The organism is Paracidovorax sp. MALMAid1276 (assembly GCF_049198005.1).
Lineage (GTDB): Bacteria > Pseudomonadota > Gammaproteobacteria > Burkholderiales > Burkholderiaceae_C > Acidovorax.
This window is the reverse complement of sequence record NZ_JBMIRS010000094.1, coordinates 22343-35210: the sequence shown is the minus strand read 5'-3', so window position 1 is coordinate 35210 and position 12868 is coordinate 22343. Positions and strand designations below refer to the sequence as shown.

Below are 12868 nucleotides of genomic sequence, written 5' to 3'. Positions count from 1 at the left end.
GCTTTGCAGCCCCGGCGGCGCGCCAGGCGCCAGGGGGCGGCAGCCGCCGGGGCCAGGGCAGGGCCGCCTGCACGCTCACAGATCCCGCGCCACCTGACCGAACTGCCCGAGCATGAAGAGGATGAAGGGCGGCACGCACTGCATGTGTCCGGCGGGCTGCGCACTGCAGTCCGTCAGGCTGACGCGATCGCCCGCGCCACGCTGGTGCATGGCGCGCACGGTGCTCACAGCGCTGGAATAGGGCACGGTGCGGTCGTCGCGCCCGTGGTAGAGCCGCACGGGCACGCCGGGGCTCCAGTCGTACACATTGCTGTGGTCGGAGAGGTAGCGCACGTCATCGGCCAGGAAGCGGTCGATGAAGCGGGTGTCGTAGGCCACATCGGCGTCGCCCGGTATCAGGGCGCGCAGCAGCAGCCTGCGCACCTCGCGCTGCACGCTGCCGCCCAAATACCGAAGCAGCCCCGGGTTGAGCAGCGCGCCCAGGGCAGGCTGTTCCTGGCGTACCAGGTCCACGAGTCCGTCCATGGTGGCCTGCACGTTGTAGGGCCCCGCCCCGACCACCGCCATGCGCAGTTGCTGCAGGTGGGGCGAGCCGCTCTCCTGCAAAGCGCGGTGCGCGGCCATGGTCACGTACCCACCTTCCGAATACCCCGTCAGAAAGAGCTGGCCGTTGTCGGCCACCTGCGCCTGGGCCCGCCAGGTGCGCGCCGCTGTCAGGAAATCTGCGGTGGCCGCCGCCGACGGGCGCGACAGCAGGTAGGGATGGGGGGTGTTGCGGGATGCGCCAAACCCCACGTAATCGGGCGCGAGCACGATATAGCCCTGCGATGCGAGCACCACGGCCACCTCGGACGCCACCGCGTTGTTGCTGGGCGCCTCGGCGTCGCGAAAGATGGTGCCGTGCTGGTAACTGAGCACCGGGCTTGCGGCGCCCGGGGGTTTCTGCGGCACGCTGACCAGTCCCGACGCACGCACCTCCTTGCCGTCGGCGTCCTGGGTGATGTATTCGATGCGGTAGGCGGCCACGCTGTAGCGCGGCACCACACCCTCGGCCAGCGATTCCTTGCCCGCCACGGCGGCGGATATGTCTGCCACCGGGATGCTGCGCAGCAGGGCTGAGGACTCCAGCTGGCCCGACCGCAACGGTGCCGGCACCGGCTCGGCCGGTGGTGCGGGGCTGTCGCCACCCCCGCCACAGGCCGCCAGCGCCGCTGCACACAGACCCGCCAGAACGCGGGGCACGTGCGCCCGCAACACGCTTGCCAACCCACCATCGCGCGCGGCACCTGACACACCCGGCGCGTTGCGGTCGGCGCAAGCGGGGCGTCCGAGCAGGCCCACCGACCGCGGGCGGCGGCGCCACAGAGCAAACGTACGAGTCGACACAGCAGATTCCCTTTGAGATGAACCGGCGGATGATAGGTCTGCCGTGCCGACGGCGCCGACGGGCACGGCAAAGCCCCTCGCACCGGGTGCCGGGAGCGGCCCGTGGATACATTCACCCCGCAAAATATTCATCAAAATACCTGCCTAACGCTTATCTACAAACGATTTATTGCTATCAATTTTTCATTGATGGTCTGCCACGGTGCCGCGCGTTGCAGCCCCCCGCCCGCAGTGCTTGGCAGCACATCGCACTAAACTCGCGGGTTCTCTCGTTTCAGTGATCCCACTTTTCCCATGACGTATTGCGTCGCCATCAAACTCAACGCCGGGCTGGTTTTTCTGTCCGACTCCCGCACCAATGCCGGTCTGGACCAGATCAGTTCGTTCCGCAAGATGATGGTGTACGAGCGGACCGGCGACCGCTTCATGGTGCTGCTGTCCGCAGGCAACCTGTCGATTTCGCAGTCGGTGCGCGAGATCCTTCAGACCGAGCAGATCAAGGACTCCGAAAGCGGCGAGGTCATCACGATCTGGAACGCCAGGAGCATGTTCGACGCGGCCCGCGTGCTGGGTGCGGCGGTGCGCCATGTGCACGAACGCGATGGTGCGGCGCTCAAGCGCTCAGGGGTGGACTTCAACGTGTCCATGGTGTTCGGCGGGCAGATCAAGGGCGAGGGCATGCGCCTGTTCCAGGTGTACTCGGCCGGCAACTTCATCGAGGCCACCACCGAGACGCCGTACTTCCAGGTGGGCGAGTCGAAATACGGCAAGCCCGTGCTCGACCGCGTGCTCACCCCCGAAACCCCGCTGGACGAGGCTGCCAAGTGCGCGCTGGTGTCCATGGACAGCACGCTCAAATCCAACCTGTCGGTGGGCCTGCCGCTGGACCTGGTGGTCTACGAGGCCGACCGTTTCGCCACCGACAAGATCGTCTGCATCGACGAGCACAACCCCTACTTCCGCATGCTGCACGACAACTGGGGGCTGAAGCTGCGCCAGGTGTTCGACAGCATCGAAGACCCGGCCTGGGCCGGCGGCTCGACCGATGTGCCCATCATGGTGAACCCCGCGCGCAGCAAGCCGCTCAAGAAGATCACCAACCAGACGGACCGGCTCATCTGAGACAGCGCGAACGGGCCCCGTCCGCCCGCCCGCCCGCCCGCGCCGGATTCATTCACTGCTTCGGAGCGATGGGGCAGCAGGCGCGGCGCACGGCGGCCGACCCTTCTGCCTCTGCCCACGCTTTTCCTGCGCCCTCCTCCATGCTCCCGATTGTTTTCTCGCACGCCAACAGCTTTCCTGCCAGCACCTACCGCGTTCTCTTCGGGCACCTGCAGGCCCGGGGCATTGCGGTCCATGCCGTGGAGCGCTACGGCCACGACCCCCGCTACCCCGTCACCAGCAACTGGCCCCATCTGGTGCAGCATCTGGCCGACTACGCCACCGAACAGGTCGAGCGCCTGGGCGAGCGGGTGTTCCTGGTGGGCCACTCGCTGGGCGGCTTTCTGAGCGTCATGGCGGCCGCCCGCCATCCCCATCTGGTGCGCGGCGTGCTGCTGATCGACTCCCCCCTGATCGGCGGCTGGAAGGCCAATGTGGTCGGCGTGGCCAAACGCGCCCAGGTCGTGGGCTCCATTTCACCGGGCCGTGTCAGCCGCCAGCGCCGCTTCAGCTGGGCCAGCAACGAGGAGGCGCTGGAACACTTCCGCAAGAAGAAGGCCTTTGCGCGCTGGGACGCGCAGGTGCTGCAGGACTACATCACCCACGGCCTGCAGGACCACGAGGGCAAGCGCGTGCTGGGGTTTGACCGGGCGGTGGAGACCGCCATCTACAACACGCTGCCCCACAACCTGGCGCGCCTGCTCGCGGCCCACCCCCTGCAGTGCCCCGCAGCCTTCATCGGCGGGCGCGGATCGGACGAGATGCGGCAGGTGGGCATGGCCATGACCATGCGCATCACCCAGGGCCGCATCACCATGCTGGACGGCAGCCACCTGTTCCCCATGGAACAGCCCCTGGCCACCGCAGCGGCCATCGAGGCGGCGCTGCTGAACCTGGCGGCCATCCACCCACCCCAAGGCTGAGGTGCCGCGTCGGCCATGGGCACGTGCGCGCTGGGCCGACAAACGCTGCTAACACGCAACAACCGGTGCTGATCGCCGGAAAAGTGCGGTCAATTCGCGTGCAGCCATGCGCAAACAGTGTTCGCCCTGCGGGGAGCAATCCCCTACACTGGCGGGTTGTTACAGCGTGATACACCCGCCATGTCCATTCCGTCCCGTTGGGCCTCGCGCCTGCCTGTGCTGAGCTATGTGCTGCTGGCCGCTTACCTGATCCTCATTGCGTTTCGCACCCACAACGACACCACCTTGGCGCTGGTGGTGGCGTCGGTGGTGATGTTCGCCTGCTGCTGGGCCAGTGCCACCCACTTGCTGGGCGCAAGGCCCACGCTGCAGTTCATGGCGATTGCCGTGTGTTTTGGCTGGTTTGCCGAACAGATGGGCTCGTCCCACGGCTGGTTCTTTGGCGAATACACCTACACCGACGTGCTGGGCCCGCGCCTGGGCGACGTGCCCATCGTGATTCCGCTGATGTGGTTCTCGCTGACCTATTCGTGCTACGTGATCGCCAACCTGATCGTCTGGCAAAGCCCCGTGGACGGGGCGCAGGGCCTGGGCCATGCCGCCGTGCTGTCATTTCTGGCGGCGATGATCGTCACGGCGTTCGACCTGGGCGCCGACCCCTACCTGGTCTACACCCTCAAGGCCTGGATCATGACCAAGACCGATGGCGCCTGGTTCGGGGAAACCGTGCAGGGCTTCGTGGGCTGGATGTTCGTTTCGTTCGTGATCATCATGGGCTTTCGCCTGTCGGTGCGCAAGCTGGCGCTGCAGCCGTCCAGCCCCTTTCTGCGCCGCCACGCGCTGGTGCCGCTGGCTCTGTATGGCAGCAACATGATCTTCCAGATGATCCTGGGCAACCCGGTGGAGATCCGCTCCATTGCGCCCTTTGCGATGGGCATTCCGCTGCTGTGTGCGCTGGCGGGCTACCAGCGCTGGACCGCGCCAGCCAGGGCCGCCGCATGACCGCGCACGGCACGGCCACCCCCGCCCGCCAGAGCGTGACGGACGCTGCGCTGGCGGCCATGCAGCACCAGGCCGACCCGCTGGCGGACCAGACCATGGCGGACATCCTGGGCGATTGGCCTGCGGCCGACGTGGGGCTTGATGCGCCGCAGTGGGACCGCATCGACACGGTGAACCAGCTGTTTGCGCAGTGGACGGACAACGCAGCGCTCAACGGCTGGACGGCCCAGGGCGCGGGCGTGGATGCCGCCATGGCCCAGGCACTGAACCACTATGTGCAGACCGCCCAGGTGCTGCGCCCATGGGCCGACGCGCGCAAGATCGAGCGGGCCGAAAAGATCTTCATGGAGCACGGCGCGCTCTCGTGCATCCTGCTGTTCTGCGCCAGCCTGCCGGAGTGCTATGTGGTGCCCGATCTCTCCAGCGTGCTGCACACCTCGGGCCAGCTCGAGCAGAACGCCGAGTACCGCATCCGCTCCACGGCCGCCATGATCTTCCCGGTGATGATGCACGGCGGCCTGTCGCAGCGCGGCGCCGGCGTGGCGCAGGTGCTCAAGGTCCGCCTGATCCACGCGACCATCCGCAACCTCATCCTGCACGGCAGCCCGCAAGACGCGGCCCGGCAAGTGCAGGCGGGCGGCGAGGCTCGCATCGCCCCGCAACCTCCGCTGGCCGTGGGCGGGCGCCCCGCGATGTTCCATACGCTGTTTGCACGCGGCTGGAACGTGAACGACCAGGGCCTGCCCTGCAACCAGGAAGAGCTGGCCTACACGCTGCTCACCTTCGGCTATGTGTTCCTGCGCAGCATGCGGCGTCTGGGTATCGGGCTGCCACGCGCCGACGAGGAAGCCTACCTGCACGCCTGGAACGTGGTGGGCCACATCCTGGGCATTGACGATTCGCTGATGGTGGACACCATGGACGCTGGCGAGCGGCTGCTGGCGCGCATGCAGGCGCGCGGCCGCGCCCAGCCGGTCACACCCGACCCGCGCCCCGCACTGGGCCGGGCGCTGATGCTGACGATGGAAAACAGCCTGCCCTGGGCGGTGGTCAAGCCTTTCCCCGAGCTCATGACCCGCTACCTGTGCGGGCGCGCCACCGCCGAAGACCTGGGCCTGACCCGGCCCGTGCCCTGGCTGTCTGCCCTGCTGTTCTGGTGCGTGCTGATACTGGCGCGTGCCGTCGATCGGGTGGTGCGGCTGGTGCTGCCGCGCTTTTCCATCGTGCGGGCACTCACCCGCGTGCTGGGCTACCACTTCATGAGCCGCGTGCTGATGAGCCAGACCCGCCCGCTGCAGCTGCCCACCGAGCTGCTCAGCCAGGTGGACGACGTGGTGCACACCTGGAGCGACGACCCCCACGCACCGCGCTGGCTGAACCGGCTGGAAGACCGGCTGACCACGCACGGCAGCTGGAGCCGGGGCCTGGCAGACGACAAGGCCCGCGCGACGCCGCCGGGCGCTGTGCAGCCCTCGCCCTAGCCGCAGCCCGCCACACCCATGCATTCCCGCTCACGGCCGTCGCTTTGGCCCTTGCTCAACGTGCAAGGGGCCGTGCGCCTGCATGGGCCCATGCGGTGGCTGCGTTGGCTGCGTTGGCTGCTGTGGCTGCTGCAGCCACTGCTTACGGCGCAGCATCGCCGTTGGGGACGCCGTCTGGCCCGTGGGGTGGGCGCGCTGCTCCTGTGGTTTGCACTGCCCGCTGCCGTGGCCGCAGCCTCGCCGCTGGTGCTGACGCAGGGCGGGGCGCAGGTCAACGCCTGGGAAGCCATCACGCTCCAGGCCGACCCCACCTTTGAGCGCACCGCCGAAGACATGCTGGCCCGGCTCGGCGAGTTCGAGGCGCCGACGCGGCGGGGCGGGTCGCTGGGCGTGCACCGGGCCGCGATGTGGCTGCACATTCCACTCATCGCGCCCGAAAAGCTGCGCACGCCCTGGATGGTGGACCTGGGCTACAGCTCGCTGCAGGCCGACATCTACCTGGCCAGCGGCGGCAAGGTGCTGCAGCAGGTGCGAAGCGGTCAGCCCGCGCAACGCCAGATCGCAAGCCGCACCCCGGCCATGGCGTTTCAGCTGGAGCCCGGACAGCCCTACGACCTGCTGATCCGGGTGCAGGCCAGCGGGCCGATGATCCTGCCCATCACCCTCGGAGAAATGCCCGACCAGATGCACCAGGCCCTGGGCGAGCAGATGCTGCAGGGCCTGCTCAACGGGCTGGCGTTCTTCCTATTCATGTACAGCCTGACGCAGTGGGCCACGCAGCGCGACCGCCTGTTTGCCTATTACGCGCTGGTGGTTCTGGGCAGCGCGGGGTTTTCCATCCAGTTCTTTGGCATAGGCGACCAGTTTCTGTGGCCCGGCAACACGTGGATGGCCCGGCGCGGCGGCCTGGTGGCCGGCCTGCTGGCGCTCGTGGGTTCGTTTCTGTTCCTGCGCGAGGCCCTGGCCCCAAGCCGCCACAGCCGGTACGCGCGGGCCATGCGGGCGGGTGCGTTCGCCACCGCTGCGGTGTGTGCAGGCGTTGTGGTCGGCGTGGTCAGTGCGCCTGCCGCCATCGCCTACATGAGCGTGGTGGGAATGCTCCCTTCGCTGCTCAGCCTGCCGGCCGCCCTGCGCAAGGTGCGCCAGAAAGACCCGATCGGTGCCACGCTGCTGGCGGCGTGGGTGGTTTATGGGGCCGCTGCCGCGCTGATGGTGTGCCTGGTGCAGGGCTGGGTGCCCGCCAACTTCTGGACCGTGCATTCGTTCCAGCTCGGTGCAACGGTGGACATGCTGCTCTTCCTGCGTGTGATGGGCCTGCGCGCCAACGCCCTGCGCGCGCAGGCGCAGGAGGCCCTGCGGGAGCGCGACCTCATGCACTCCCTCGCGCACAGCGACCCGCTGACCGGGCTGTGCAACCGCCGCGGCCTGCAGAGTGCGCTGAACCGGGCCCTGTCGGACTGCGGCCCCGCCAACCTGGTGGCGGTCTATCTCATGGATCTGGACGGGTTCAAGCCCGTCAACGACGTGCATGGGCACGACGTGGGCGATGACCTGCTGGTGGCGGTGGCCCACCGGCTGCAAGCGAACGTGCGTCAGGACACCGACCTGGTGGCCCGACTGGGGGGCGACGAATTCATCATCATGGCCCGCCACCTGCCCACCGCCGAGGATGCGGAAAACCTGGGCCGGGCACTGCTGCGTGCTTTCGAGGCTCCGTTCGTGCTCAGCCATCTGCGGCTGCGCGTGGGCCTGACCATCGGCTACGCGCTCGCCCCGGCCGACGCGCTGGAGCCCCAGGACCTGATCCGCCGGGCCGACGCCGCGATGTACGCAGGCAAGCAGGCCGGCAAGCGGTGCATTCGCCGCGACCCCAGCCCCTGGGCCCTGGCCCAATGAAGACGGCCGCCATGAGTCTCGCCCCCTCACGAGACGCCGCTCCACGTCAGGCCGTCCCACGTGCGGCAGCGGCGCGAAGCCTATACTGGACTGCCCCCGCCACCCTCTCGCCCCCCCTTTCCCCCATGCCAACCCGGCTCTGGCTGCGCTGTCTGACCTGCCTCATGCTGCTCTGGGCGCTCGTCGCCAGCCCCGGGGCGTTGGCCGGCGCCGCCCCGCTGGTGCTGAACGATGACAGGGGCTCCATCGACGCCTGGCCTGCCGCGACCCTGCTGGTGGACCCGAGCCGTGAACTGGCGGTGGAGGACGTGATGGCGCGGCGCCACCAGTTTGCGCTGCCACCCACCGTGGGCGCCACGCTGGGCATGCGCTCGGATGCGGTCTGGCTGCGCATCCCGTTTTCCGTGCCGACGGCGTCCCGGGGCGAATGGATCCTGGACTTCAACCATGCGGACCTGAACCACATCGACGTCTACCTGACCACCGGCGGCAGCGTGGCGCAGCGCGCCACCCTGGGCAGCCTGCAGCCCTATTCCGAGCGCCCGCTGCAAAGCCGCTCGCATGCCGCGCCGCTGCAGTTGCTGCCCGGGCTGGAGTACGAGCTGCTCGTGCGCATCGAGACCCGCGGCGCAATGATTCTGCCGATCGCCTTCCACACCCCCGCAGCCATGCTCAGCAAGGCCGTCAACGAGCAGATGCTGCAGGGCGTGCTCACCGGCCTGGCACTGTGCCTGCTGGTCTACAGCGTGGCACAGTGGATCAGCCTGCGCGAGCCTCTGTTCATCCAGTACGCGCTGCTCACCTCGGGCAGCCTGCTGTTCTCGCTGCACCTGTTCGGCGTGGGCCGGCAATACCTATGGAGCCACAGCCTGTGGTACGAGGTGCACGTCGCGGCGCTGGCGGCGCTGCTGGCCACCGGGGGTTCGTTCTTGTTCATCAGCCAGGCGCTGGCGGGAGACCGCCCCGGCAGCCGGTTCCTGCGGGCCATGCGCGCGGGCGCCGTGCTGTGCGCCGTGCTTGCGGTGGCCTATGCAGTGGATGCCATCTCCACCCGCGCCATCGCTGCCATCGTGAGTGTTCTGGGCCTGGTGCCGGCGCTGATGGGCATTCCCGGCGCCGCGCGCCGCGCCGCGCGGGGCGATGGCGTGGGCACGGCCCTGTTGTTGGCCTGGCTGATCTATTTTGTCTCCACCGCCACGGTGATCGGGGTCATCAACGGGTGGGTGCCGGTCAACTTCTGGACGCTGCACTCCTTCCAGTTCGGTGCCACGCTGGACATGCTGCTGTTCATGCGCGTGCTGGGCCTGCGCACCAAGGCGCTGCGCCGGGAGGCGCTCGATGCCAACCGCGAGCGCGACGTGATGCACTCGCTGGCGCACACCGACCCGCTGACCGGCCTGCCCAACCGGCGCGGGCTCAACATCGCACTGTCGTCCGCGCTCTCGCGGTGCGGCCCCGACAAGCTGCTCGCGGTGTACGTGATGGACCTCGATGGCTTCAAGCCCGTGAATGACCAGTATGGCCACGATGTGGGCGACGAGCTGCTGATCGCCGTGACGCGCCGGCTGCAGGGCCATGTGCGGCAAAGCGACGTGGTGGCGCGCCTGGGCGGCGATGAGTTCGTGGTGATGACCGGACAACTGAGCAGCGTGCAGCAGGCGCAGGAGCTGGGCAACAAGCTGCTGGATGCGTTCCGCTCGCCGTTCTCGCTGGGCAACAGCGTGCAGGTCGAAGTCGGCCTGACCATTGGCTACGCGATCGCACCCCACGACAGCAGCGATGCTGTGGGCCTGCTCAAGCTCGCGGATGCTGCCATGTACACGGGCAAGCAGGGTGGCAAGTTCTGCGTGCGCCGCAACACGGGCGACCTGGCGCTGTCCTCGGCCTGACCGCTGCGGCGCGCCGCCCGTTGCGGGCGATTGCGAACTGGTCAAACGCACAGGCTTCGGTTACACACGGGGCTCCGCGTTTTTCACAAAGGATCGCTTTCCATGGCCCATCGCAAAAGCCCTGCCCGTATCGCCAAGGATGCGCGCGTCGCGCACTTCCGCTCGCTCGCCGCGCAGAACACCGCCCCCACCGCCGCCAGCCATGCGCTGCCCTGGGACGCCGTGGCCCAGCTGGAAAGCCGGCTGGTCGGCCGCGTGGTGCTGCCCTCCAGCCCGGACTATGACAAGGCGCGGCAGGAATCCAACCCCGCATTCCAGGCCTACCCCGAGCTCATCGTGTACTGCGCCTGCGAGAGCGACGTGCTGGAATGCCTGGCGGTTGCGCGAAGGTTTGGCCTGTGGGTGGCGCTGCGCTCCGGCGGGCACAGCACGGCGGGCTACTCGGTCAACAACGGCATGGTGGTGGACCTGAGCGACATCCAGGGTGTGGTGCTCGACCCCTCCACACAGCGCGTGCACGTGCGGCCGGGCACGGACTTCGACCACTTCAACGGCGCCATGAACAGCACGGGCTGGCACGTGCCCACCGGGGCCTGCGGCAGCGTACGGGTGGGCGGGTTCGTGCAGGGCGGAGGCTATGGCTACACCTCGCGCGCCTTCGGCATCCAGAGCGACCTGGTGGAATCGTTTCGCGTGGCGCTGGCCGATGGCAGCATCGTGACGGCCAGCGCCCAGGAGCACGCCGACCTGTACTGGGCCATGCGCGGCGGCACCGGCGGCAACTTCGGCGTGCTGCTGCAGGTGACCTACCGCATGTTTGCGCTCGACCAGGTGTGGGCGTGGTCCATCAGCTGGGACGAGGCCCATGCCGCCGAAGTGCTCACGCTGATGCAAAAGAGTTTCATGAAGACCGGCGCCCCCGACGCACTGGGCTACATGATGAACCTGGGGTTCCAGAACGGCGTGCCGGTCTACATGGTGCAGGGCATGTTCTGCGGCCCGCGCGAGGCGGGGCTGCAGGCGATCGCGCCGCTGCTCGCCATTCCCAGCGCGCAGCTGCTGGTGGACAAGACCGGCACCTACCCGGAGATGAACACCTGGCTGGAAGACCACCCCTACACGCTGCCCGACAACCTGCCCGACAACGCGGCAGAGACCAAGGCCAGCGGCTACATCAGCGCCCCGCTCACCCCGGCCGACTGGCAGCGCATCATCAGCTTCTTCAAGACATCGCCCAACGCGTATTCGCTGGCCTACCTGGAGCCCTACGGCGGCGCCATCAACCGCTACCCGGTGCTGGGCAGCGCATTCGTGCACCGCAACGTGGACGCCGACCTGGTGGTGGACGTGTTCTGGACCAGCGCTGAGGAGCGCACGCAGATGGAGGCGTGGCTGGCGCAGTTCATGGCGCAGTTTGGCGGGTTCATGAACGGGCATGTGTACCAGAACTACCCCGACGCCAGCCTCAAGGACTTCGCCAACGCCTACTGGGGGCCTGCCTACCCCGGGCTGCAGGAGGTCAAGGCGCGCTACGACCCGACCAACTTCTTCCACTTCCAGCAGAGCGTCTCGCTGCCCTGAGCCCGCAGCCGCCGAGACGTCGGCGGCGCGCCGCGGCCTGCGGCTTCAGCTGCAGGCCAGCTGCGCGTAGTGCAGGCGACCCTTGCCGGCGCGCTTGGCCGCATACATGGCCTGGTCGGCGCGGCTCATGAGGTCGTCCATGTCGATCTGCAGGGGCGGGTTCAGCGCGATGCCGATGCTGGCGCCGATGTGCAGGTCGCGCCCGTCCACCGTCATGGTCTGGTGCAGCGCGTCGATGATGCGATGGGCGATGTGGTCCGTCACCTCACGCGAGACCTCTCGATCGAGCATGACGAGAAACTCGTCCCCGCCCAGCCGCGCCAGCGTGTCGCCGGCGCGCACCGTGCTGGCAATGCGCTGCGCAACGATGCGCAGCACTTCGTCCCCGGCCCGGTGGCCCTCGGTGTCGTTGACGCTCTTGAAGCCGTCGAGATCAATGAACAGCAGTGCCACCGCCCCGGCGGTGTGCTGCGCCTGGTGCAGCGACTTCTCCAGCCGGTTCTGGAAGGCCGCACGGTTCAGCAGTCCCGTGAGCGAGTCGTGGTTGGCCAGGTAATGTTGCTGGCGCGCGATCTGGATCTTGGCTGAAACGTCCTGCACCAGCGCCATGATCGACGTGACGTGGCCATCGGCATTGGTCAGCGCCGAGTTGAACCATTCGCAGTGCACCTCGGTGCCGTCATCGCGCACCAGGCAGGTCTCGGCCCTGTTTTGCGATTCTTCGCCCGACTGCAGCCGCCTGAGCGCCTGGCGCAGGCTGTCATCGCCGGGTGCGAGCGCGAGCAGCTCGGTCAGAAGCCGTCCTTCCAGGCCGGCCACATGCAGCCAACCCATCAGCTGCACGGCCCGCTGCGAGCAATGCAGCAGCTGCAGGTTGTGGTCCATCTCGATCACGGCGAGCGGGCTGTTTTCCATGTGCGACGACAGGCGCTGGTTGGCCGCGCGCAACGCATTCATGGTGACCTGCAGCTCGTGCACGTCGAGCGCCGTGGTGATGAAGCCGTCGATCTCGCCACGCGCGTTGTGCCAGGGGGTGAGGCAGATGGTGCGCCACTCGTCCGTGCCATACGGCGTGCGCAGCATGCGCTGGTACTGCACGCGCTCGCCGTTCAGCACGCGCTCTACAAAGGGCGTGAACCGCTCGACCTCCTGCGCTCCATACACCTGCACCAGGGTCTTGCCCACCAGCTGGTCCGGCACCGTGCCAAACCACCGCGCATACTCCTCGTTCGCGTAGATCATGACCAGATCCCGGTCCAGCACGGCCATGGTGGCGCCGGCACTGCGGGTGATCAGGTCCAGCAGCTCGTCCTTGGACCAAGCAGCCCTGCGCGGGGCGAGCAGGGTGGAAGGCGACAACTCCGGCGGGTCTGGCGTCATGCGGCGAATGCCCCTTGGGGGTCGGTCATCAACAGGGAAGCGGCCAGCGGGTTGGAGGGGCACCTGCGAAACACTGCAGCCATCCTTGCCGCGCATCCCGCTGACGCACCGGCGATCCGCCGGTTTCTTTGACACAGCGGGCCTCGGCAGCTTATCACCATCGGCCAGC

General features: G+C 68.1%; 9 protein-coding genes. 7 read left to right on the top strand and 2 right to left on the bottom strand.

The genetic code is table 11. From position 1 onward, the window contains the following. Positions 1-75: 75 nt before the first annotated feature. Positions 76-1386: a lipase family protein gene (locus ACOQFS_RS06155; protein WP_421562017.1), complete on the bottom strand. Its 1311-nt coding sequence runs from the start codon at positions 1384-1386 to the stop codon at positions 76-78. A 294-nt stretch (positions 1387-1680) separates the two neighbouring features. On the opposite strand from ACOQFS_RS06155, the gene ACOQFS_RS06150 reads away from it, so the two are divergent. The 7 genes from ACOQFS_RS06150 (at position 1681) to ACOQFS_RS06120 (ending at position 11319) form a co-directional block, all read left to right on the top strand. After that, a complete protein-coding gene (locus ACOQFS_RS06150) occupies positions 1681-2508 on the top strand; it encodes a peptidase (protein ID WP_421562016.1) in 828 nt (275 codons plus the stop codon). Between the two features lie 140 nt (positions 2509-2648). After that, a complete protein-coding gene (locus ACOQFS_RS06145) occupies positions 2649-3470 on the top strand; it encodes an alpha/beta hydrolase (protein ID WP_421562015.1) in 822 nt (273 codons plus the stop codon). A 180-nt stretch (positions 3471-3650) separates the two neighbouring features. Continuing rightward, complete coding sequence (locus ACOQFS_RS06140) at positions 3651-4472, top strand: carotenoid biosynthesis protein (RefSeq protein ID WP_421562014.1); 822 nt, start codon at positions 3651-3653, stop codon at positions 4470-4472. Continuing rightward, positions 4469-5953, top strand: a complete 1485-nt coding sequence (locus tag ACOQFS_RS06135) for an oxygenase MpaB family protein (protein WP_421562013.1) — start codon at positions 4469-4471, stop codon at positions 5951-5953. Before ACOQFS_RS06140 ends, ACOQFS_RS06135 begins: the two co-directional genes overlap by 4 nt. An 18-nt stretch (positions 5954-5971) precedes the next feature. Next, positions 5972-7849 carry a diguanylate cyclase domain-containing protein gene (locus tag ACOQFS_RS06130; protein ID WP_421562012.1) on the top strand — a complete coding sequence of 626 codons (1878 nt, stop codon included), beginning with the start codon at positions 5972-5974 and terminating at the stop codon, positions 7847-7849. Between the two features lie 125 nt (positions 7850-7974). Beyond that, positions 7975-9738, top strand: coding sequence for a diguanylate cyclase domain-containing protein (locus tag ACOQFS_RS06125; protein ID WP_421562011.1), 1764 nt, complete (start codon positions 7975-7977; stop codon positions 9736-9738). 102 nt (positions 9739-9840) lie between these two features. Then, positions 9841-11319 carry an FAD-binding oxidoreductase gene (locus ACOQFS_RS06120; protein ID WP_421562010.1) on the top strand — a complete coding sequence of 493 codons (1479 nt, stop codon included), beginning with the start codon at positions 9841-9843 and terminating at the stop codon, positions 11317-11319. A gap of 45 nt (positions 11320-11364) precedes the next feature. On the opposite strand, the gene ACOQFS_RS06115 is transcribed toward ACOQFS_RS06120, so the two are convergent. After that, positions 11365-12699: a diguanylate cyclase domain-containing protein gene (locus ACOQFS_RS06115; protein ID WP_421562009.1), complete on the bottom strand. Its 1335-nt coding sequence runs from the start codon at positions 12697-12699 to the stop codon at positions 11365-11367. Positions 12700-12868 lie beyond the last annotated feature (169 nt).

Bases quoted from the DNA above. Each gene is read 5' to 3' on its own strand.
- ACOQFS_RS06125 (WP_421562011.1), top strand. From the start codon at position 7,975: ATGCCAACCCGGCTCTGGCTGCGCTGTCTGACCTGCCTCATGCTGCTC.
- ACOQFS_RS06115 (WP_421562009.1), bottom strand. From the start codon at position 12,699: ATGACGCCAGACCCGCCGGAGTTGTCGCCTTCCACCCTGCTCGCCCCG.
- ACOQFS_RS06130 (WP_421562012.1), top strand. From the start codon at position 5,972: ATGCATTCCCGCTCACGGCCGTCGCTTTGGCCCTTGCTCAACGTGCAA.
- ACOQFS_RS06135 (WP_421562013.1), top strand. From the start codon at position 4,469: ATGACCGCGCACGGCACGGCCACCCCCGCCCGCCAGAGCGTGACGGAC.
- ACOQFS_RS06145 (WP_421562015.1), top strand. From the start codon at position 2,649: ATGCTCCCGATTGTTTTCTCGCACGCCAACAGCTTTCCTGCCAGCACC.
- ACOQFS_RS06140 (WP_421562014.1), top strand. From the start codon at position 3,651: ATGTCCATTCCGTCCCGTTGGGCCTCGCGCCTGCCTGTGCTGAGCTAT.
- ACOQFS_RS06150 (WP_421562016.1), top strand. From the start codon at position 1,681: ATGACGTATTGCGTCGCCATCAAACTCAACGCCGGGCTGGTTTTTCTG.
- ACOQFS_RS06120 (WP_421562010.1), top strand. From the start codon at position 9,841: ATGGCCCATCGCAAAAGCCCTGCCCGTATCGCCAAGGATGCGCGCGTC.